This window comes from Azospirillum sp. FG154, from assembly GCF_057809575.1.
The window spans coordinates 69,721-89,053 of the sequence record NZ_JBMDKF010000007.1 but is presented as its reverse complement, the minus strand read 5'-3'; the positions used below and the strand labels follow the sequence as shown (position 1 = coordinate 89,053).

Genomic DNA, 19,333 nt, shown 5'->3' with positions numbered 1-19,333 from the left:
GAGGCCCGCCACCCTCTCGTCCGACGCCCTCTCGTCCGTCGCCCCCTCCCCATCCCTCCCCCGCTTATCAGCGGGAGAGGGGGCCGGATCCTTGTCAGCGCGCGGCGGCAGTCCCCTCTCCCGCGCAAGCGGGGGAGGGTTAGGGAGGGGGCAACGGCAACCACCCAAGCCACCCCGCCCACATTCTCATCACTTGGCATCTTTCTTGCGCAATGAACGGGCAGCCCACACCGGGTTCGCCCGCCTTTTGCGCTGTTTTTGTGATGATTGCCCACGCCTGCGGCACTTCCGCGCTTGCACAGAATTGCACAATCTGTTAGCAGATTGCCCAATATTTAGGCATAACGCTGAAGGTTTGTGCATATGGAAGCGGCAAAGACGGGTGGCGACGTTCTGTTCGTCCTGATGGGCGCGGTGATGGTGCTGGCGATGCACTGCGGTTTCGCCCTGCTGGAGGTCGGGACCGTCCGCCGCAAGAACCAGGTCAACGCGCTGGTGAAGATTCTGTCGGACTTCGCCGTGTCGACCCTGGCCTATTTCGTCATCGGCTACAGCGTGGCCTATGGCGTCGATTTCCTGGCGGACGCCAAGACGCTGGTCGGCAAGGGCGGCCCCGGCTTCGCCGCCTATGGCTATGATCTGGTCAAATTCTTCTTCCTGGCGACCTTCGCCGCCGCCGTCCCCGCCATCGTGTCGGGCGGCGTCGCCGAGCGCGCCAAATTCTGGCCGCAGATGGCCGCCACCGCCGCGTTGATCGGCCTGTTCTATCCGCTGCTGGAAGGATCCGTCTGGGGAACCCGCTTCGGCCTGCAAGCCTGGATGACCGGGGCGTTCGGCCAGCCCTTCCATGATTTCGCCGGGTCGGTGGTGGTCCACGCCTTTGGCGGCTGGGTGGCGTTGGGCGCGGTGCTGCATCTGGGCAACCGGCGCGGACGCTACCGGGCGAACGGCTCGCTGATCGCCATTCCGCCGTCCAACATCCCGTTCCTGGCGCTGGGCGCCTGGGTGCTGTGCGTCGGCTGGTTCGGCTTCAACGTGATGAGCGCGCAAACGCTTGACGGCGTGTCCGGGTTGGTGGCGCTGAATTCCCTGATGGCTATGGTCGGCGGCATCCTCACCTCGCTCATCATCAGCCGCACCGATCCGGGCTTCGTCCACAACGGGGCGCTGGCCGGTCTGGTCGCCGTCTGCGCCGGGTCGGACGTCATGCACCCGCTGGGCGCGCTCGTCACCGGCGGAATCGCCGGGCTGCTGTTCGTCTGGGCCTTCAACAAGTGCCAAATCGATTGGAAGATCGACGACGTTCTGGGCGTCTGGCCGCTGCACGGCTTGTGTGGCCTGACCGGCGGCCTGCTGGCGGGAGTCTTTGGGCAAGAGGCGCTGGGCGGTCTGGGCGGCGTGTCGCTGACCGCGCAGGTCGTCGGCACGCTGGGCGGGGCGGGCTTCGGCTTCGCCTCGGGGCTGGCCGTCTATGGGCTGCTGAAAACCACCATCGGCATCCGTCTGGACCAGGAGCAGGAATACAAGGGCGCCGACCTGTCGCTGCACCACATCACCGCCTACCCTGAGGAAGACGCGCCCGGCATGTGAGGGGCGGCATGTGAGGGGCGGCATGTGAGGATCGCGTGTTTTTGGGGACCGCCGCCCTTGCTTTGGCGGGGCGGCGGCTTTAGTGTCCGGCCCGAACATCTCCCCCCTTGATGCCGGATTTTGACCGCCCCATGAAGGCCGCCATCGTCGTTTTCCCCGGCTCCAACCGCGAACGCGACGCCGTCGCCGCGCTGGAGGCCGCCAGCGGAACCAAACCGTATCTGGTCTGGCACCGCGACACCGAACTGCCCAAGGTCGATCTGATCGTCGTGCCCGGTGGTTTTTCCTATGGCGATTACCTGCGCTCCGGCGCCATGGCGGCGCACTCGCCGATCATGCGCGAGGTGAAGGCGCGGGCCGATCAAGGCGTGCGGGTGCTTGGCGTCTGCAACGGCTTCCAGATCATCACCGAAGCCGGGCTGTTGCCCGGCGCGCTGATGCGCAACGGCGCCCTGAAGTTCGTTTGCCGCGTCCAGCATCTGCGGGTGGAGAACACCGACAGCGCCTTCACGGCGAAATACGCCAAGGGCCAGATCGTGCGCTACCCGGTCGCCCACGGCGACGGCAATTACTGGACCGACGCCGAAACGGTCAAGCGGCTGGACGGCGAGGGGCAAGTCGCCTTCCGCTACGTCGCGGACGAGGCCCGCGCGGATCCGCGCGGCAACCCCAACGGTTCGGTGTCCGACATCGCCGGCATTTTCAACGCCAAGCGCACCGTGCTGGGCCTGATGCCGCACCCCGAGGACGCGGTGGAGGGCCTGCACGGCAACACCGACGGCAAGCCGATGTTTGATGGTCTGGTGGAGGCTCTGTCGTGAGCGCAAACCAAAAATTGGCCCAGGCAACCCGCGCGCAAGAGCGCCCCGTCACCCTGGAGCTGGCCCGCGAGTTCGGCCTGTCCGAGGCGGAGTACAAGAACGCGCTGGAGATTCTGGGACGCGTTCCGACCTTCACCGAGATGGGCATCATCTCGGTCATGTGGTCGGAGCATTGCTCCTACAAATCCTCCAAGCGCTGGCTGAAGACGCTGCCCACCACCGGCCCGCAGGTCATCTGCGGCCCCGGCGAGAACGCGGGCGTCGTGGACATCGGCGACGGCGACACCGTCATCTTCAAGATGGAAAGCCACAACCACCCGTCCTACATCGAACCCTACCAGGGCGCCGCGACCGGCGTCGGCGGCATTCTGCGCGACGTGTTCACCATGGGCGCCCGGCCCATCGCCAACATGAACGCGCTGCGCTTCGGCGATCCCTCCCACCCCAAGACCCGCCATCTGGTGGCGGGCGTGGTGTCGGGCATCGGCGGCTACGGCAATTGCGTCGGCGTCCCCACCGTGGGCGGCGAGACCAATTTCCACGCCGCCTACAACGGCAACATCCTGGTCAACGCCATGACCGTCGGCGTCGCCAAGGCCGACCGGATTTTCTATTCGGCGGCGGCGGGCGTCGGCAATTCGGTGGTCTATGTCGGCTCCAAGACGGGCCGCGACGGCATCCACGGCGCCACCATGGCGTCCGCCGAGTTCACCGAGGATTCGGAGGAGAAGCGCCCGACCGTGCAGGTTGGCGACCCCTTCACCGAAAAGCTGCTGATCGAGGCCTGCCTGGAGCTGATGGCGACCGACGCGGTCGTCGCGATTCAGGACATGGGCGCCGCCGGTCTGACCTCCTCGGCGGTCGAGATGGCCGGCAAGGGCGGTCTGGGCATCGAGTTGACGCTCGACAGCCTGCCGATGCGCGAAGAGGCGATGACGCCCTATGAAATCATGCTCTCCGAAAGCCAGGAGCGCATGCTGTTCATCCTCAAGCCCGGTCGGGAAGAGGTGGCGCGCGCGATCTTCGACAAGTGGGAGCTGGATTTCGCCATCATCGGCACGCTGACCGACAGCGGCAACCTCGTCATCAAGATGTATGGCGAGACCTGGTGCGACATGCCCATCGCCCCGGTGTCGAACGCCGCGCCAGAGTATGACCGCCCGTGGGAACCGACCCCGGCGGCGGACGAGGTGCCGGACAGCGTGTTCGACGGCTACAGCCTGCCGCTCGGCGACGCCCTGGAAAAGCTGTTCGCCTGCCCCGATCTGGCCTCCAAGCGCTGGATTTGGGAGCAGTATGACAGCCTCGTCGGCGGCGACACCCGCTTCATGTCGGGTCAAGCCGACGCGGCGGTCGTCCGCCTGCCGGGCCAGACCAAGGCGGTGGCGATCACCACCGACTGCACCCCGCGCTATTGCCTGGCCGATCCGGTGCGCGGCGGCGCGCAGGCGGTGGCCGAGGCGTGGCGCAACCTGTCGGCGGTCGGCGCCCTGCCGCTCGCCATCACCGACAACATGAATTTCGGCAACCCGGAAAAGCCCCGCATCATGGGCCAGTTCGTCGGCGCGGTTCAGGGCATCGCCCAGGCCTGCGTCGCTCTGGATTTCCCGGTCGTGTCGGGCAACGTCTCGCTCTACAACGAGACGAACGGCGAAGCGATCCTGCCCACCCCGGCCATCGGCGCCGTCGGCGCCCTGCCCGACGCCATGATCGCGGTCGGCATCGCCTTCCAACAGGAAGGCGACGTGATCCTCGCCGTTGGCGACACCACCGGTTCTGGGGGCGGCCACCTCGGCCAGTCGCTGTTCCTGCGCGAGATCCTGGGCCGCGAAGAAGGCCCGCCCCCGCCGGTCGATCTGGCGGTGGAGCGTCGCAACGGCGAGTTCGTGCGCGGCCTGATCCACGCCGGCCTGGTGGCGTCGAGCCACGACGTGGCCGACGGCGGCCTGATCGTCACCATCGCCGAAATGGCGCTGGCGAGCGGAATCGGCGCCCATCTGCCCGCCCTGGACAACGCCCACCCCCGCGCCCTGTTCGGCGAGGACCAGGCCCGCTACGTGCTGGCCGTCCGCCCGGACGTGGCGGCGACGGTGCAGGAGAAGGCCAAGGCGGCGGGCGTCCCGGTCACGGTGCTGGGCGAGACGCGCGGTGATTCCTTGACGGGGCTGGGGGGCGAGACGATATCCTTGAAGGCTATTAAGTCGGTCAATGAATCGTGGCTGCCGAACTACATGTCGGCGGAGTTGTAAGGGAGACGGACCATGAACGCAGTTCTTCGCTGGATCCACCGTCATCCGACGTTGCGGGATTATCTGGAAGGCGCGTCCATGGTCCTCCCCATCGAACCGGCGGCGCCCAACCGCCCGCTCTACCAGGACACCGACGCCTTGGCGTTGGTGTCCGACATGCACGCCGTCGGTCGGGATCTGCGCAAGGCGATGGATGAGTATGACGACGCGCGACGGTGACGAGGGCAAGCGCCCAGTCCGCAAGCCAACGGACAAGCCTCGGACCTCGCGCCAGGATGTCGAAGATGTCCGCATCGACCGCATGGATGTGGATTGGTCAGACGGCGGTTTGCCGGATTTCGTCGGTCGCCTTCCTCTGCGCATTCATCAGGCGGGCAACGCCAACGATCTGAGCGTTCAGATCAACGTGGCGATGCTACCCCCGGTCGATGATTTCCGAGGTTACGAGTCCGCCGCTCCCGGAACTGCGTCCTACTTGATGCGAGCCGCCGACGAGCAGCGACGTCATCGCTTTGAAATCGAAGCCGCTGTTGTGCGTGGCAGCGAACTGCGCCGAAACCGAGGGCAATTGCTCAGCGCTGGGTTGGCCGCGCTTGGGTTAAGCGGCTGCATCGCGCTTGGGTTGTATGGCAATTCCTGGATTGCCGGGTTGCTCGCCGTTGTCGCGGTGGGCGGTCCTCTGGCCGCTCAAACGATGGCCGGGATGATCGCCCGGCACGACGCCCCAACGTCCCACGCTTCGACCAAGTCGGCATCCGCCGGAACCACGCGCGATCATCCGACAACCGATGACAAACCGCCTGCGTCGCCCTAGATTACTGTCCATGCGTAAGCCCGGGCGGGGCGAACCCTGAACAGAGCGAGGATTTCCCATGGCGATGGAAGCCGCCACGATCGAAAAGCTCATCAAGGACGGCATCCCCGACGCGGCGGTTGAAATCGCCGATCTGCGCGGCGATGGCGACCATTACGCCGCCCTTGTCACCTCGGCGGCCTTCAAGGGCAAAAGCCGGGTGCAGCAGCACCAGATGGTCTACGCCGCGCTGCAAGGCCGGATGGGCGGCGAGTTGCACGCGCTGGCCCTGACCACCGCCGTGCCGGACAACGCCTAAAACAACCACGAGACAGACGCCCGCGCCTTCGGCACACTCAAAGACCGGGGCCGGGCATCATCGGGAAAGGGTTTTCAGACATGGTCGATCAGAACGTCGTCGAACGCATCAAGCAGGACCTCGGCAGCAGCGACGTGGTTCTCTACATGAAGGGCACCCCGGTGTTCCCGCAATGCGGCTTCTCCGCCGCCGTCGTCCAGGTGCTGAGCCATGTGGGCGTCCCCTTCAAGGGCATCAACATCCTGGAGGATCCGGGCCTGCGCCAGGGCCTGAAGGAATTCTCCAACTGGCCGACCTTCCCCCAGCTCTACGTCAAGGGCGAGCTGGTCGGCGGCTGCGACATCGTCCGCGAAATGTACGAAAGCGGCGAGTTGCAAAGCCTGCTGACGGAAAAGGGCGTCGCGACGGGCGTCAACGCCTGATTCGTTGGATTTCCGTCCGAAACAGAAAAGCGCCAGCCCTTGGGTTGGCGCTTTTTTGTTGGAGGCATGGGACGGTTGTGGAGATGAGTTCGGGACTCCGCATGACAATCCCGTTGTTGCAAAGGCTTGCCACACGGAAACGTCTGTTCGCCGTCAGGGGGACTCGGTGATCGTCGCCGATCACCGAGACATGGCCTCAGCCGTTGCCGTGGCGGGCGGCGAACTCCTTGACCCGGGCGATCAGGTCAGGCGCGGTTTGCGACTCCTTCAAGAGATCCGCCATGGTTTGGAGAAGTTCATCCCCGTCCAGGGTTCCGCCGCTGGCATGATGCAGCACGAAGGGCAGCAATTTCAGGTGCATCGGCGTTATCAGGTGATGCTCGCGCGCCTCGAACGCGGTGAGATGCGCCAGTTCATCGGCCGACATCTCAATTTTCGGATGGTCGGCGCGCGGCGTGGAGCGGGTCAGCACCCCTTCAAAGGTCGGAGCGTGATTGACCCGCTCCCCCATGTTCCAGGATTCCTTGGGGATGCCTTTCCATTTCAAGATGGTGGCGATCAACGACGTGTGGTCGTAGGGCATGTCGGTGGTGGACCGGAACACCGTCGCCTCGTCAATCCACGGTGAAATCAGCAGGGTCGGCACCCGCACCCCGAAGCGGTCGAACCCAAAATTCTCTTCAAGGGCGTGCGGGGGCTTGCCGAAGCCCCATGGCGGCACCGCCCCCCAAGGCGGCGGCACATGGTCATAGGTGCCGCCATGCTCGTCAAAGGTGATGATGAGCAACGTCTTGCGCCATTGATCGGGGTTGTGGGTCAGGGCGTCGTAAAGCTTTTTCAGGAACACTTCGCCCGGCAGCACATTCGACGGCGGATGATAGGAGTTGCCGTTGGTGTATGGCGGCAGAACATCGTACCAGGCTGGTTCCAGATATGAAAAAGACGGCAAGCGTCCGTGTTTGGCGGCCTTGAAGAAATGCTCAATGGGGGCGACGTGTTCGTGATGGTCGGGAATCTTGAACGCGTTTTGGGTCAAGCAGAATTTCTTCACTTCCACCGAATGGTAATAGATCATCCAATCAGAGGGTTTTTTGTAGCCGTTGTCTGACAATGTCTGCCAGATCGTGCGGGCGTGGTATCGTCCCGGCACCAGACCGAACACCAGGCCATGATTGTCCACCAGCTCCGTAAGCTCACCGTTCAGCGGCGCCAGGGACGTTCCGCAAACGGAAAAGGCCCGGTTCGCCATGGTCTGGGTCGGCACGGAGCTGAACCATTGGTCGGAAACCGCATAGGCCTTGGCCAATCCGTTGATTACGGGCAATTGCTGCGGTGTAAAGGCCTCCATGATCTCCAACGACGGCTCATACGTCATTGGCTTGCTCAGGTGCTTGGCCAGGAAACCCACCGGATCAGGCTCGTCACAAGCGGGGGCCAAGGGGCCGGTGTGGGAATAATAGTAATCCTTCAGGAATCCGCCCATAGTCGCGGGTTTCCCGTGCTCGGGCTGTTCCGTGGAGTTCTCCGGCAGGTCGAACAGTTGAATGTTGACGTGCTGGTGGGGTTCATGGGGGTCGGTTCTGGGCGAATTGTAATGACTTGCCCCCTGTTTGACGTAATGCCGGGCGTGATCCTTGGGATGATGGTTGAAATAGGTGTCCGGTTTCAGCCCGTGGAACGGTTCGTCCTTTTTGTGAGGCGCGGCGATGATGTGCTTGGGGCGATCCTCGCCTTGGTACAGCCAGCCCAACAGGTTGTCGAAGGATCGGTTTTCCAGCATCAGGAAAACGACATGTTCAATGTGCGGCATGACGGGGTTCATTGACGCCAAACTCCTTTTTTGAGGGCTTCAACACGTCGTAGAATGATAAATCTCAGAAAATCGTTCTTTAATGTATTTATTTTATATAAAACACTTTATTGAATTCGGTGAAATTACTTTTTACATGATTTCCATATCTGTTTTACAATATTTTATGGTGTGCAATTTGGTCATGATTTTATTTAAGATGAATTTCGAGATTATAGTCATAATAGACAATAATTTTGCAGTGCTGGCGCTCTTAATTTATTCACCAACCCTCTCCAGTAATTTTCTAATGGGATTTTATGCATGGTTTTTGACAATTTAAAAGATTCATCTTTCTTCAAATATTCCCTCAAAAGACTCACGCCGTGTCGGAAATTATACAAAACGAGAATTTAATATATGTTTCGCTACTGATTTTTCATCGCCGCATACTCCTCCTGCACACCCGCCATGCCATCGCCCCGCTGCTCGGCTGCCCAAATTGTGTGCTAAACGAACCGTATGGCGAATCCTTCCTCCGCCCCGGCGGGCGAGACCTCCACGGCCACGGCGTTTGCGGCGGCTCTGGGGTCCTTTGTGATTTGGGGACTGGTCAATCCGGTCTATTTCAAACTGTTGGGCGGCATCGGGCCGGTGGAGATCGTCGCGCACCGCGTGGTGTGGACCGTTGTCCTGGTCGGGGTGGCCGTGCTGGCGATCCGGGGGCCGATGGCGGTGGTGCGCGGCGTCGGCAGTTGGCGGCGCTTGGGGATCTTCGTCGTCACCACCCTGCTGGTCACGATCAACTGGACCGTCTTCATTTGGGCGATCGGCAACAACCGTCTGGTCGAATCGAGCCTGGGCTATTACATCAACCCGCTCATCAACGTGCTGCTTGGCGTGCTGTTTCTGGGCGAACGGTTAAACCGCAACCAGCTCGCCGCCGTCGCCATCGCCGCGCTGGGGGTGGGCAGCCTGGTTCTGTCCTATGGCGTGGTGCCATGGGTGGCGCTGTCGCTGGCGATCTCCTTTGGTTTTTACGCGCTGATCCGCAAGAAGGCGGCGATTGACCCGGTGATCGGGCTTCTGGTGGAAACCCTGCTGTTGGCCCCGGTCGCGCTGGTCTATCTGCTGTCGATGGGGTGGAGCGGATCCTTTGGCCATGCGGTCGGCCCCAGCCTGCTGCTGATGCTGGCCGGGCCGATGACCGCCGTGCCGCTGGTGCTGTTCATGATCGGCGCGGCGCGGCTGAAGCTGTCCACCGTCGGTTTGCTGCAATATGTCGGCCCGACCGGCCAACTGTTGTTGGGCGTGCTGGTCTATGGCGAGGCCTTCACCAACGCGCACGCCATCGCCTTCGCCTGCATCTGGGTGGCGTTGATGGTGTTTTCCGCCGACGCCTTCAGCACCCACCGGGCAGCCAAGGCGGCGGCGGCGGGATGAGAGACGCCCCCTGTTCCCGCCCTCAATCGTCGGGAAGGAACAGGGGAACCGCCGCGCCTCAATGAATCTTCTGCGCCGCGCCGTGGTCGTTGCGGTAGACGTGGACGTGATAGGCGGCCATCGGGTTGTCGTCCAGATAGCTGAGCAGCGCCTGTTCGGTCTTGGCCGAGGCGTCGCGGATCAGCACCTGCCACGCCGGTTCCATCGTCGCCCGGCGGGTCTCGTCGTGCGGCAGCATGATGAAGCCGCCCCATTCCGGGGTGAAATCCGCCAAATAGCTTTGGGTGTAGTGCTTCATCATCGCCGCGTCGTTGACGTTGACGCTGGCCATGTTTTCAAAGCAAACGCGCAGATCCATCGCCGGTCTCCCCTTGGTTGGCCGGGGCGCGTCCAAGCCGCGCCCGCTTGGTCCACACAGCGTGTCTTGTGAGATATGGTGTGGCCCTCCCCCGCCCGGCAAGAGGGCGGGGACGGTCCGTCACCAACGACATGCGCCTTACGGAGTCTTGCGCGCGGCGAGGATCGACGCGACGCCCGCCGCGCCAACGCCGGAACGCGCGCCGATGGCCGCCAGAGTCTCGCCGCCGACCGCGTCGATGTTGGCGGCGTTCAACCTGCCGACCGCCTCGACCGGAGTCAGGCCAAAGGCGGGGGCCGCCGCCTCCAAGCTGGCGCGGGACAGCGCGCCGAACACCGCGCCGGGATTGACCGGGCTTGTGCTGCCGGTCATGCCGGTGACGACCAGCGAGGCCAACAGGCTGACGGCGAAGGCGGCGATGGCGGCGTTGCGCTTCAGATAGCCGACAAAGGCGTTCCAGTTCTTCGCCAGATGCCACAGCCCAACCGCCGAAAAGACGACGCTGAGCCATTCGTGGGAAAAGCGGACCAGCCCGGCGTTCCAATGCCCCAGCAGCATGATTCCGGTGACGGTGGAGACGACGAAGGTGACGATCGTGACCGGAGTCACGACGTTGCGGGTGATGGTTTTCAGCGCGATGGCCATGATGGGGTGTCCTGAACGGGAATCAAACGCGACGCCCCCAGGATTGCCCCTGTCTGTAACGGGGTTATGTCCACCATCAGGCGATTGTGCAACAGCGTGTAACGGATTGATGGACCAACGATTCGTCAAACGCGCGCGGCCCCCCACGCCGGAGCGAGGGGGGCCGCGCGTCGGATTTTTCCACCCTCAGCCGAACTTGTAGCTGATGCCGTAGCCGCCGCGCGGGTAATCCCAGGCGATGTTGCCCTTGTCCTGGCAAACCACCCGGCAGGTGCCGCATTCCAGGCAGCCGTCGGTCGCCAGCGTGACCGAGCCAAGCTCGTTCTTGCTGTAGCAGGCCGCCGGGCAGCAGAAGGTGCAGGCCTGCTTCTCGCAGCTTTTGCAGACGTCCGCGTCCTTGATCTGGATGTGCGGTCGGCTTTCGTCGACGATGTAGCGGTTCTGGTAAAGCTTTTCTTCGACCTTCACCATCGGGACCATCATGTTCATCGCATCGCCCTCACCAGCTTGATTGCGTCACCGACCAGACCGAACACCGAACGGCGCTTGACGAAGGATTTCAGGATGCTGACCTCCTTCGTGCGCTTGTCGACGCTGTCCACCGTGAACCAGTTGTGCGCCGCCTGGGTGATTTCGTCCGGGTAGGCGCCGAAGAACTGCTTGTTGGCGTGCATGATGCCCGGCAGTTCGCGGTACTTCTTCAGATCCTTGATGATGAAGCTCTCATCCAGCGCCTTCTTGTAAGCGGCGAGATTTCCGGCGACGAAGGGCTTGCCCGCCTCTTTCAGCGCGATCACCGTTTCCGCCGCCATCCGGCCCGAGGCCATGGCGAGGTTGGAGCCTTCGCGGTGCGCCGCGTTGTTGAAATGCGCCGCGTCGCCCACCACCATCCAGCCGTCGCCGTAAAGCTGCGGGATCGCCTTGAACCCGCCCTCCGGGATCATGTGGGCGGCGTATTCCTTCATCTCCGCCCCTTCGATCAGCGGCTTGATGACGGGGTGGTTCTTCAGATCCTCCAGCATCTTGTAGGGCGTGCAATCGCCCTCCTTGAAGTCGGAGATCAGGCAGCCGATGCCGATCGTCAGCGATTCCTTGTTGGTGTAGAGGAAGGCGGTGCCGACCATCCCCTTCGTCACCTTGCCCATGATCTCGATGACGACGCCTTCGTCCTCTTTGATTCCGAAGCGCTGCTGGATCAGTTCGGGGTCGATGAACAGGATTTCCTTGACCGCCAGCGCGACGTTTTCCGGCGCGGCCTCGCCCTGGAAGCCGCTGCGCTTGGCCAGCAGGGCGTTGACGCCGTCGGCCATGATGACGACGTCGGCGTGAATCTCCCCGCCCTCGCGGTCGGTGCGCACGCCGATCACCTTGCCCGAGGCGTCGCGGATCAGTTCCGTCACCGTGGTTTCGCAGATTTGCAGGCCGCCGACCTTGCGGATCCGCTCGGCCCACCATTTGTCGATGTTGGCGCGGATGATGGTGTAGCGGTTCGGCGCGTCGCTGTTGTACGCCTCCGAACGGTAATTGGTGCCGATGTAGTTGTCGTCGCCCAGCAGCCAGATGCGCTGTTCGATGATGTGGCGTTCGGTCGGGCAATCGTCGCGGAAATCCGGGATGATCTTTTCCAACTCGTGGGCGTACATGATGCCGCCCTGGACGTTCTTCGCGCCGGGATACTCGCCACGCTCAAGCTGAAGAACCTTCAGCCCCTGCTTGGCGAGCGTGTAGGTGGCGGCGTTGCCGGACGGACCGGCACCGATGACGATGGCGTCGAACTTTTCGACCATGTCCTGAGGCTCCTTTCGCGTCCGGGGGTCAGCCGGCCATCCGGTTGACCGACAGGCGGCGACCGAAGGCGTCGGTCAGCGCCGGGAGGATCGTCAGCGCGTCGCCGACCAGCCCCAGATGGGCGAAGTCGAAAATCGTCGCGTTGGGATCGGTGTTGATCGCCAGGATCAGGTCGGATTTTTCCATGCCGACGCGATGCTGGATGGCCCCGGAGATTCCGGCGGCGATGTAGAGTTTCGGGCGCACCGTCTTGCCGGTCTGCCCGACCTGCCGGTCGTTGCCCGCCCATCCGGCCTGAACCAACGGACGGGTCACGCCGACCTCGCCGCCCAAAACCTTGGCCAGATCGAAGACGAGCTTCAGATTCTCGACCTTGCCCAGCCCCTTGCCGCCGGACACGATGATGTCGGCGAAGGCCAGTTGCGCCTCGTTCTGTTCGCGATCGGCGATGAAGTTCAGCACCTTGGTGACGACGCTCTCTTCCTGAAGGTTCGGGTAAACCTCCTGAACGCGCCCGGTGCGGCTGTCGTCGCGTTCCGGCATCGCCATCACGCGGGGGCGAACGGTCGCCATCTGCGGGCGGTAGGCCAGCGTTTGGATGGTGCAGAGCAGCGTCCCGCCAAAGGTCGGGCGCGTCGCCGCCAGCGAGCGGTTGTCCAGATAAATGTCGAGTTCGGTGCAATCGGCGGTCAACCCCGTCACCAGCGTGGTGGCGATCGCCCCGGCCAGATCGCGGCCCAGCGTGGTGGCGCCCAGCAGGACGATTTCCGGCTTGAAGGCGTTGACCACGTCGGTCATCACCCGGCAATAGGGATCGGTGCGGTAATCGGCCAGAACCGGGTCCGTCACCTTGTAGACAATGTCGGCGCCATAGCTGATGGCGTCGCCGCAGATGCGGTTCAGGTCCGGTCCTTCGGCCCCCAGCACCACGGCGCCGACCTCGACGCCCAGCTTGTCGGCCAGCTTGCGGGCTTCGCCCAACAGCTCCAACGACACGGAATGGACGATTCCCCGCTCCTGCTCCACGATCACCCAGACATTCTGGTAGACCTTGAGGTGCTCGGGCAGTTGGAATTTGCGGCCTTGGGGCTTGCTCGGTTCGCTCATCGTCGGGTCTCCGGCGCGTGGATCGTCAAAGCCCGGCCGCAGCGCGGGCGAGCAAATCGTCAGCCAATTTGGGCTGGGCGGCAAAAATGGCGTCGAGGGCGGCGGCGGCCAGCGCGTCCGGGCTGGTTCCGTCGGCCTGGATCATCACGGCCTTTTCCGCGCGCGGCTTGGGCACGAAAACCTTCGACACGACGGTCGGCGAGCCTTTCAAACCGACCTTCGCCTCTTCGGCGCCGGTGAAATCGCGGCTCCAGGTCTTCAGCTCGTAGCGGGCGGCGCGGAACATGTCGTCCATCTTGCCGAAGCGGATGGCGTTCGTGCCTTCCAACATCGTAATCATGCAGGGCAGCTTGGTCTTCAGCACTTGAACGCCGCCTTCGGAGCGGCGCTGCACCACGATCTCCTTCGAGGCGAGGTTCAGATCCTCGATCTTGGTGATGTAGGTGAGCTGCTCGAAGCCCAGACGGGTGGCGATGCCGGGGCCGACCTGGGCGGTGTCGCCGTCCACCGTCTGCTTGCCGCAGAACACGATGTCCACCGGCTGCTCTTCGGCCAGCTTTTGAATCGCCGAGGTCAGCGCGTAGCTGGTCGCCAGCGTGTCGGACCCGGCGAATTTGCGGTCGGTCAGCAGAACCGCGTCGTCGGCGCCCAGCGACAGGGCCTTGCGCAGCGAGGCTTCGGCCATCGGCGGCCCCATGGTCAGCACGGTGACGCGCGCGCCCACCTTGTCCTTCAACCGCAGCGCCTCTTCCAACGAGAACAGATCGAACGGGTTGATGATGGCGGGGACGCCCTGCCGCATGATCGTGTTGGTCACGGGATGGATGCGGATCTGGGCGCTGTCGGGCACCTGTTTGATACAGACGACGATGTGCATCCCGGTCTCCTTAAAACCGCTGGGCTTTGACGCGGGCGGGGACCCGGATCGACACCGGCGGAACCCCGCGTTGACAGGATGGAAAGCAAGCGGCGTGCCAGCGGTGAAACACAGGCTTTATCATTGATATTGTTGTTTGTTTTCACGAAGAACGCTGTGTCGGGTTCCTGTCGCAAACGCGACAAAGCGCCGGGATGTCGGCTTCGTTACAGCCGTCGGCGGACGAAGGATCCGGCGTGACCGCCCCCGAAGGCTGGCCGCTGGCGGGCTAGCCGCTGGGCGGGGCGGCGTGTAAGCTTCCGCCCGCCATGACCGATCCCCTTCTCGACGCCCTGCGGCTGCACCAGGGTGGACGGCTTGCCGAAGCCGCCGACCTCTACGCCGCGATCCTGCGCGACGCGCCCCTGCACGCCGACGCGCTGCATCTGCTGGGGATTCTAAAGGCCCAACAGGGCGGCCCGGTGCGGGAGTCGGTGGGGTTGATCGCGCGGGCCGCCGCCCTGAACCCCGACGCGCCCAGCTATCGCGGCAATCTGACCAAGGCGGTGCGCGGCGATTGGCCCGCCGCCGCCGCCGGGCTGCGCGACGCCGGGGACGCCCTGTTCGATCACGGGCAACCGACCCCCGCCGCCCGCGCCTACCGCGCCGCCGCGATGATCCAGCCCGACGATCCGCTGGCCTGGGGCAACCGGGCGCTGGCCTGCCGCGACGGCGGCGCGCGGGCCGAAGCCGCCGAGCCAGCCCGCCGCGCCGCCGCGCTCGATCCCGCCGACGCCGCCGTCGCCCGCTTGGCCGCCGCCATCCTGCTCGACGCCCGCCATCCCGCCGCCGCCGACGCCATCCGCCGGGCCATCGCCGACGCGCCCACCGACGCCGCCCTGCGGCGGGCGCTGGCCGACGCCACCAAGATCGCCGGACGCTACGCCGAGGCCGCGCCGCTCTACCGCGCCGCCCTGGCGCTGGATCCGGCGCAGGCGACGGCGTGGTTTCATCTGGGGGTGGTTTTGGGCGACCAGGGGCGGCACGCCGACAGCCTCACCCCCTATGGCCGGGCGGTTCGGCTTGATCCGACGGCGGTCGATCCGCGCTACAACCTCGCCCACGCCCAGCTTGTCACCGGGGATTGGCGGGCCGGTTGGCAGTCCTTCGCCGTCCGTTTCGCGCGCGGCGTCACCCTGCCCGCCCGACCGCCGCCGCGCTGGCGGGGCGAGCCGCTGAACGGCAAAACCCTGCTGTTTTATGGCGAGCAAGGGCATGGCGACGCCATCCAGATGATGCGCTACGCCCCGTTGATCGCCCAGGCCGGGGGCCGGGTGGTGGTGGAATGCCTGCCGGGGCTGGTCCGCCTGTTCGCCGACGCCCCCGGCGTCGCCGCCGCCGTTCCGCTGGGCGACGATCCGCCCGCCGACCTCCTGTGTCCGATGATGGACGCGCCCGGCCTGTTCGCGACAACCCCCGACCAGTGCCCGAACCACGCGCCCTATCTGCGGGTTCCCGCCGACGCCCGCCAACCCGCCTTGCCCGAGGACCGCAGCGTCCTGTCCGTCGGGTTGGTTTGGGCCGGGGATCCGCACAACAGCGACGCCCGATGGAGCCACGCCGACACCCGCCGCAGCGTTCCGCTCGCCGGGTTCGCCCCGCTTCTGGATTGTCCGGCCCTGCGGCTGGTCAGCCTGCAAAAGGGGAGCGCCGCCGCGCAGGCCGCCGAAGCGCCCTTCGCCGGGCGCGTCTGGACCGACGACATCGCCGCCGCCCGCGATTTCGCCGACACAGCCGCGCTGGTCCAGCGGTTGGATCTGGTCATCAGCGTCGACACGGCGGTCGCCCATCTTGCGGGCGCGCTGGGGGTTCCGGTGTGGGTGCTGTCGCGCTTTGACGGCTGCTGGCGCTGGCTGCTCGACCGGGAGGACAGCCCGTGGTACCCAACCGCCCGGCTGTTCCGCCAACCGGCGCTGGGCGATTGGACGCCGGTGCTGCGCGCGGTTACGGCGGCGGCGCGGCGGCTGGCTCCGCCGCCTTGATCCAGGCGATCACCCGGTCAAGCTCCTGCCCCGTGCGCTCCACCATCCCGTCGATGCCGTCCAACCGCAATTCCAGCGCCGCGATCTCCACCGCGTCGGCCACGCTGGCGAGATCACGCGCGCCGACGGTGCGCGACGATCCGGCCAGCTTGTGCGCCGCCTGCCGAACGTCGCCCCAAATCTGCGCCGCCAACGAGTCCCGCAGCCAGAGATACGACGCCGCGTTCGACGCCACGAATTCGCCCAGCAGTTGGAAGACGAACTCATGGTCGCCGTCGAACATCGCAATGAGCGCGTCAACGTCCAGGGGCGGCGTCTCCACCGGAACCAACGACGACGACGCCTCAGCGATCTCCCGCGCCGCGACCTCGCCAGAATGCGCGCCATTCTCCGCCGCCGTCTCCGGAAGCGGCAGGAAGCGGTTCAGCACCCGGCGCAACTGGTTGAGATCGACCGGCTTCGACAGGCTGTCGTCCATCCCGGCGGCCATGCATTTCTGCACCTCGTCCTCCAGCGCGTTGGCGGTGACGGCGGCGATCGGCAGACGGCGGCCATCCCCCATCGCCGCCTCCTCGGCGCGGATGGCGCGGGTCAGATCGAAGCCGTCCATCTCCGGCATCTGGCAATCGGTCAGCAGCAGGCCGTAACGCCCGGCGCGCCACATCGCCAACGCCTGCGCCCCATCCTCCGCCAGTTCCATGGCGTGGCCGAGCAGCGCCAATTGGCGTTGGATGACCCGGCGGTTGGTCGGGTGATCCTCCGCCACCAGGATCAGGCGCCCTTGCGCCCGCGCCTCCTCGACGGTCGGCGGGCGGACGGCGGCGATGGCGGCGGGCGCAGTCGAAGACGTCGGCGTTTCCACCGGCGCGGCGCGACCCGCCGCCGCCAGCACGGCGCGGACCAAATGGGACCGCCGCACCGGACGATTGATCGGCATGCTTCCCGACGGCGCCAAATCCCCCGGCCCGCACAGCGTCACCCGACCACGCACCCGACCGCGCGGATCGTTGCTCAAAGGCCGGGTGTCCACCCCGGCCTCGACCACCAACACGTCGCAGACGGCGGTCGGCAGCAGGATCCGCAAGGCCGCCTCCGCGTCGGGCGCGTCCACCACCAGCGCGCCGTCACTGTTCAGATAGCGGGCGAGAAAGCCGCGTTCCGCGTCGTCCGGGGCCAGCAGCAGCACGGTGACGCCGACCAGCGGAGCCGCCGATTCGGCCAGCGCCTCGTCAACCGGCAAATCAGCGGAAAAGGTGAACCAGAAGGTCGAACCGGCGTCGGGCGCGCTGGTGACGCCAATCTCCCCACCCATCAATTCGGCCAGCCGTCGACAGATCGACAGGCCAAGGCCGGTGCCGCCAAAACGCCGCGTCATCGACGCTTCCGCCTGCACGAAGGGCCGGAACAAGCGGGCCTGGTTGTCCGGGGAAATGCCGATGCCGGTGTCGGTCACGGCGACCCGGATGGTCACGCGATCACCGTCGAACCGGGCCAACTCCGCCTTCACCGTGACCGAACCGCTTTGGGTGAATTTCACCGCGTTGCCGGTGATGTTGAACAACACCTGCCGGATGCGCACCGGATCGCCCAACACCAACGGCGGCAAATCGGGATCGACGAAGGTCATCAGCGACAGGCCCTTGTCCCGCGCGCCCGGCGCCAGCGTGTCGGCCACCCCCTCGACCACCGCCGCCAGCGACACCGGCACCCGTTCCAGATCCAGCCGTCCGGCCTCGATTTTCGAGAAATCCAGGATGTCGTTGATGATGGTCAGCAGCGCGCCCGCCGAATCCCGGACGACGTCCACCAGCTCGCGCTGGTCCGTGGTCAGGCTGGTGTGCTCCAGCAACTCCAGCATGCCCTGGACGCCGTTCATCGGCGTGCGGATCTCGTGGCTCATCGTGGCGAGGAACAGGGATTTGGCCTGATTGGCCGCTTCCGCCTCCGCCCGCGCCGTCTCCGCCGCCTGGGTCGCCGTGACCAGGGCGCGGGTGCGGTCGTCCACCTGCTGCTCCAGGCTGCGGTTCAGTTCGGTCAATTCCTCGTACAGATGGACGTTGTCGAAGCCGACGGCGACCTTGGAGCAAAAGACCTCCAGCAACCGCCGCTCGTCCGCCGACATCGCCCGCCGGTGGCTGAGGTAAAAGGCCGTTTCGTGACGACGCGACGCGGAACGAAAGACCAAGACGCTGCGCCCCCGGTCATAGTGGTTGCGCCCATCGGCCAGCGCCTCGATCACCAGCACCGCCGCGTCAGCGGGCAGACCGGCGCTCAAGGACCGCCCCGCCGCCCCGGCGTACAGCCCGGCCCCGCCCAGCAGCAGCGGCTCGCCGCCGCTCTCCCCGTCGGTCAGACGGCTGACCAGCGCCACCCCGTCGCCCGGTGGGCTGACGCTGACGATCTGCGCCACCGCGTCATCCACGAAGGCCGCCATCGTCCGCTTGTCGAGCAGGGAGGAAGACGCGTCGAGGATCCGCTCCAGCCCCTCGCGGTGGTCCTCAATGGCGGTGATGTCCTGATAACCGCGCAGGGCGGCGACCACCGAGGTGAACAGCTTTTGCGCCGTCAACTCGGTCTTGGATTTGTAATCGTTGATGTCGTAGCTGAGGATGACGTCGCGTTCGGGCGCTTGGCCCGGCTGGCCGGTGCGCAGAATGATGCGGACGCGGCGGTTGTTCATTTCGCTGCGGATGAAGCGGACCAGCCGCAAACCGGCGTCGTCGGATTCCATGACGACGTCGAGCAAAACCACGGCGATGGCCGGATTTTCGCGCAGCACGGCGCGCGCCTCCCCCGCCGTCCCCGCCGACAGAAACAGCGCCGGACGCCCTTCAAAGGTGAAGCCGCGCAGCACCATTTTGGTTGTGGCGTGAATCGCCGGATCGTCGTCAACGATCAGGATGATCCATGGTTCAACCGGCTCGGGCGGCTCAAGAACGGCGGTTCCGGCCTCGACCGCCGGTTCCTCGTCGGCGAACAGAAATTCGTCGCTCATCCATGCCCCCGCCACCATCGCGCGCGGCGACGATAGCACAAGCCAACAACCCCGTGCCAGTCGGCCCCCGCCAGTCGCCCTCCCCCATCCCCAACACCATGCGCCGCCCTGGCGCC

Annotated in this window: 17 protein-coding genes; 9 read left to right on the top strand and 8 right to left on the bottom strand. The window is 65.2% G+C overall.

The window, feature by feature from the left end; genetic code table 11:
- Positions 1-363: 363 nt before the first annotated feature.
- The 7 genes from ACODS4_RS10460 to grxD all read left to right on the top strand — a co-directional run bounded on the left by ACODS4_RS10460 (position 364) and on the right by grxD (position 6,194).
- On the top strand, positions 364-1,590 hold the full coding sequence (locus tag ACODS4_RS10460; RefSeq protein WP_488863320.1) for an ammonium transporter: 1,227 nt from the start codon (positions 364-366) through the stop codon (positions 1,588-1,590).
- Positions 1,591-1,721: 131 nt separating this feature from the next.
- Entirely contained in the window at positions 1,722-2,411 is a 690-nt protein-coding gene (purQ, locus tag ACODS4_RS10455) for a phosphoribosylformylglycinamidine synthase subunit PurQ (RefSeq protein ID WP_488863318.1), read from the top strand.
- Positions 2,412-2,425: 14 nt separating this feature from the next.
- Entirely contained in the window at positions 2,426-4,660 is a 2,235-nt protein-coding gene (gene purL, locus ACODS4_RS10450) for a phosphoribosylformylglycinamidine synthase subunit PurL (protein WP_488863610.1), read from the top strand.
- Positions 4,661-4,672: 12 nt separating this feature from the next.
- Positions 4,673-4,879: a hypothetical protein gene (locus tag ACODS4_RS10445; protein ID WP_488863317.1), complete on the top strand. Its 207-nt coding sequence runs from the start codon at positions 4,673-4,675 to the stop codon at positions 4,877-4,879.
- Positions 4,860-5,474 carry a hypothetical protein gene (locus tag ACODS4_RS10440; RefSeq protein ID WP_488863315.1) on the top strand — a complete coding sequence of 205 codons (615 nt, stop codon included), beginning with the start codon at positions 4,860-4,862 and terminating at the stop codon, positions 5,472-5,474. The genes ACODS4_RS10445 and ACODS4_RS10440 overlap by 20 nt, the downstream gene beginning before the upstream one ends.
- Positions 5,475-5,532: 58 nt before the next feature.
- Positions 5,533-5,772 carry a BolA family protein gene (locus ACODS4_RS10435; RefSeq protein ID WP_119832183.1) on the top strand — a complete coding sequence of 80 codons (240 nt, stop codon included), beginning with the start codon at positions 5,533-5,535 and terminating at the stop codon, positions 5,770-5,772.
- Positions 5,773-5,852: 80 nt separating this feature from the next.
- Positions 5,853-6,194: a Grx4 family monothiol glutaredoxin gene (grxD, locus tag ACODS4_RS10430; RefSeq protein WP_488863313.1), complete on the top strand. Its 342-nt coding sequence runs from the start codon at positions 5,853-5,855 to the stop codon at positions 6,192-6,194.
- Between the two features lie 196 nt (positions 6,195-6,390).
- Here the strand turns inward: grxD and ACODS4_RS10425 are convergent, their stop codons facing one another.
- Positions 6,391-8,004, bottom strand: coding sequence for an alkaline phosphatase family protein (locus tag ACODS4_RS10425; RefSeq protein ID WP_488863311.1), 1,614 nt, complete (start codon positions 8,002-8,004; stop codon positions 6,391-6,393).
- Between the two features lie 501 nt (positions 8,005-8,505).
- Between ACODS4_RS10425 and rarD the strand changes: the two genes are divergently transcribed.
- Positions 8,506-9,426, top strand: coding sequence for an EamA family transporter RarD (gene rarD / locus ACODS4_RS10420; RefSeq protein WP_488863309.1), 921 nt, complete (start codon positions 8,506-8,508; stop codon positions 9,424-9,426).
- A 58-nt stretch (positions 9,427-9,484) separates the two neighbouring features.
- On the opposite strand, the gene ACODS4_RS10415 is transcribed toward rarD, so the two are convergent.
- From ACODS4_RS10415 to ACODS4_RS10390, 6 genes are all read right to left on the bottom strand, one after another.
- Positions 9,485-9,784: a hypothetical protein gene (locus ACODS4_RS10415; RefSeq protein ID WP_488863308.1), complete on the bottom strand. Its 300-nt coding sequence runs from the start codon at positions 9,782-9,784 to the stop codon at positions 9,485-9,487.
- Between the two features lie 138 nt (positions 9,785-9,922).
- The gene (locus tag ACODS4_RS10410) at positions 9,923-10,429 is read right to left on the bottom strand and encodes a DUF4405 domain-containing protein (RefSeq protein WP_488863306.1); all 507 of its coding nucleotides are present in this window, start codon (positions 10,427-10,429) and stop codon (positions 9,923-9,925) included.
- A 186-nt stretch (positions 10,430-10,615) separates the two neighbouring features.
- Positions 10,616-10,918: a ferredoxin family protein gene (locus tag ACODS4_RS10405; protein ID WP_420796906.1), complete on the bottom strand. Its 303-nt coding sequence runs from the start codon at positions 10,916-10,918 to the stop codon at positions 10,616-10,618.
- The gene (locus ACODS4_RS10400) at positions 10,915-12,216 is read right to left on the bottom strand and encodes an FAD-dependent monooxygenase (protein ID WP_488863304.1); all 1,302 of its coding nucleotides are present in this window, start codon (positions 12,214-12,216) and stop codon (positions 10,915-10,917) included. Before ACODS4_RS10400 ends, ACODS4_RS10405 begins: the two co-directional genes overlap by 4 nt.
- A gap of 28 nt (positions 12,217-12,244) precedes the next feature.
- The gene (locus tag ACODS4_RS10395) at positions 12,245-13,324 is read right to left on the bottom strand and encodes an electron transfer flavoprotein subunit alpha/FixB family protein (RefSeq protein WP_488863302.1); all 1,080 of its coding nucleotides are present in this window, start codon (positions 13,322-13,324) and stop codon (positions 12,245-12,247) included.
- 25 nt (positions 13,325-13,349) lie between these two features.
- Positions 13,350-14,201, bottom strand: a complete 852-nt coding sequence (locus ACODS4_RS10390) for an electron transfer flavoprotein subunit beta/FixA family protein (RefSeq protein WP_488863300.1) — start codon at positions 14,199-14,201, stop codon at positions 13,350-13,352.
- Positions 14,202-14,509: 308 nt separating this feature from the next.
- Between ACODS4_RS10390 and ACODS4_RS10385 the strand changes: the two genes are divergently transcribed.
- On the top strand, positions 14,510-16,222 hold the full coding sequence (locus tag ACODS4_RS10385; RefSeq protein WP_488863299.1) for a glycosyltransferase family 9 protein: 1,713 nt from the start codon (positions 14,510-14,512) through the stop codon (positions 16,220-16,222).
- Here the strand turns inward: ACODS4_RS10385 and ACODS4_RS10380 are convergent.
- Positions 16,185-19,217 (bottom strand): response regulator, encoded by a 3,033-nt coding sequence (locus ACODS4_RS10380; RefSeq protein WP_488863297.1) that lies wholly within the window; start codon positions 19,215-19,217, stop codon positions 16,185-16,187. The genes ACODS4_RS10385 and ACODS4_RS10380 overlap by 38 nt on opposite strands.
- Between the last annotated feature and the right edge of the window lie 116 nt (positions 19,218-19,333).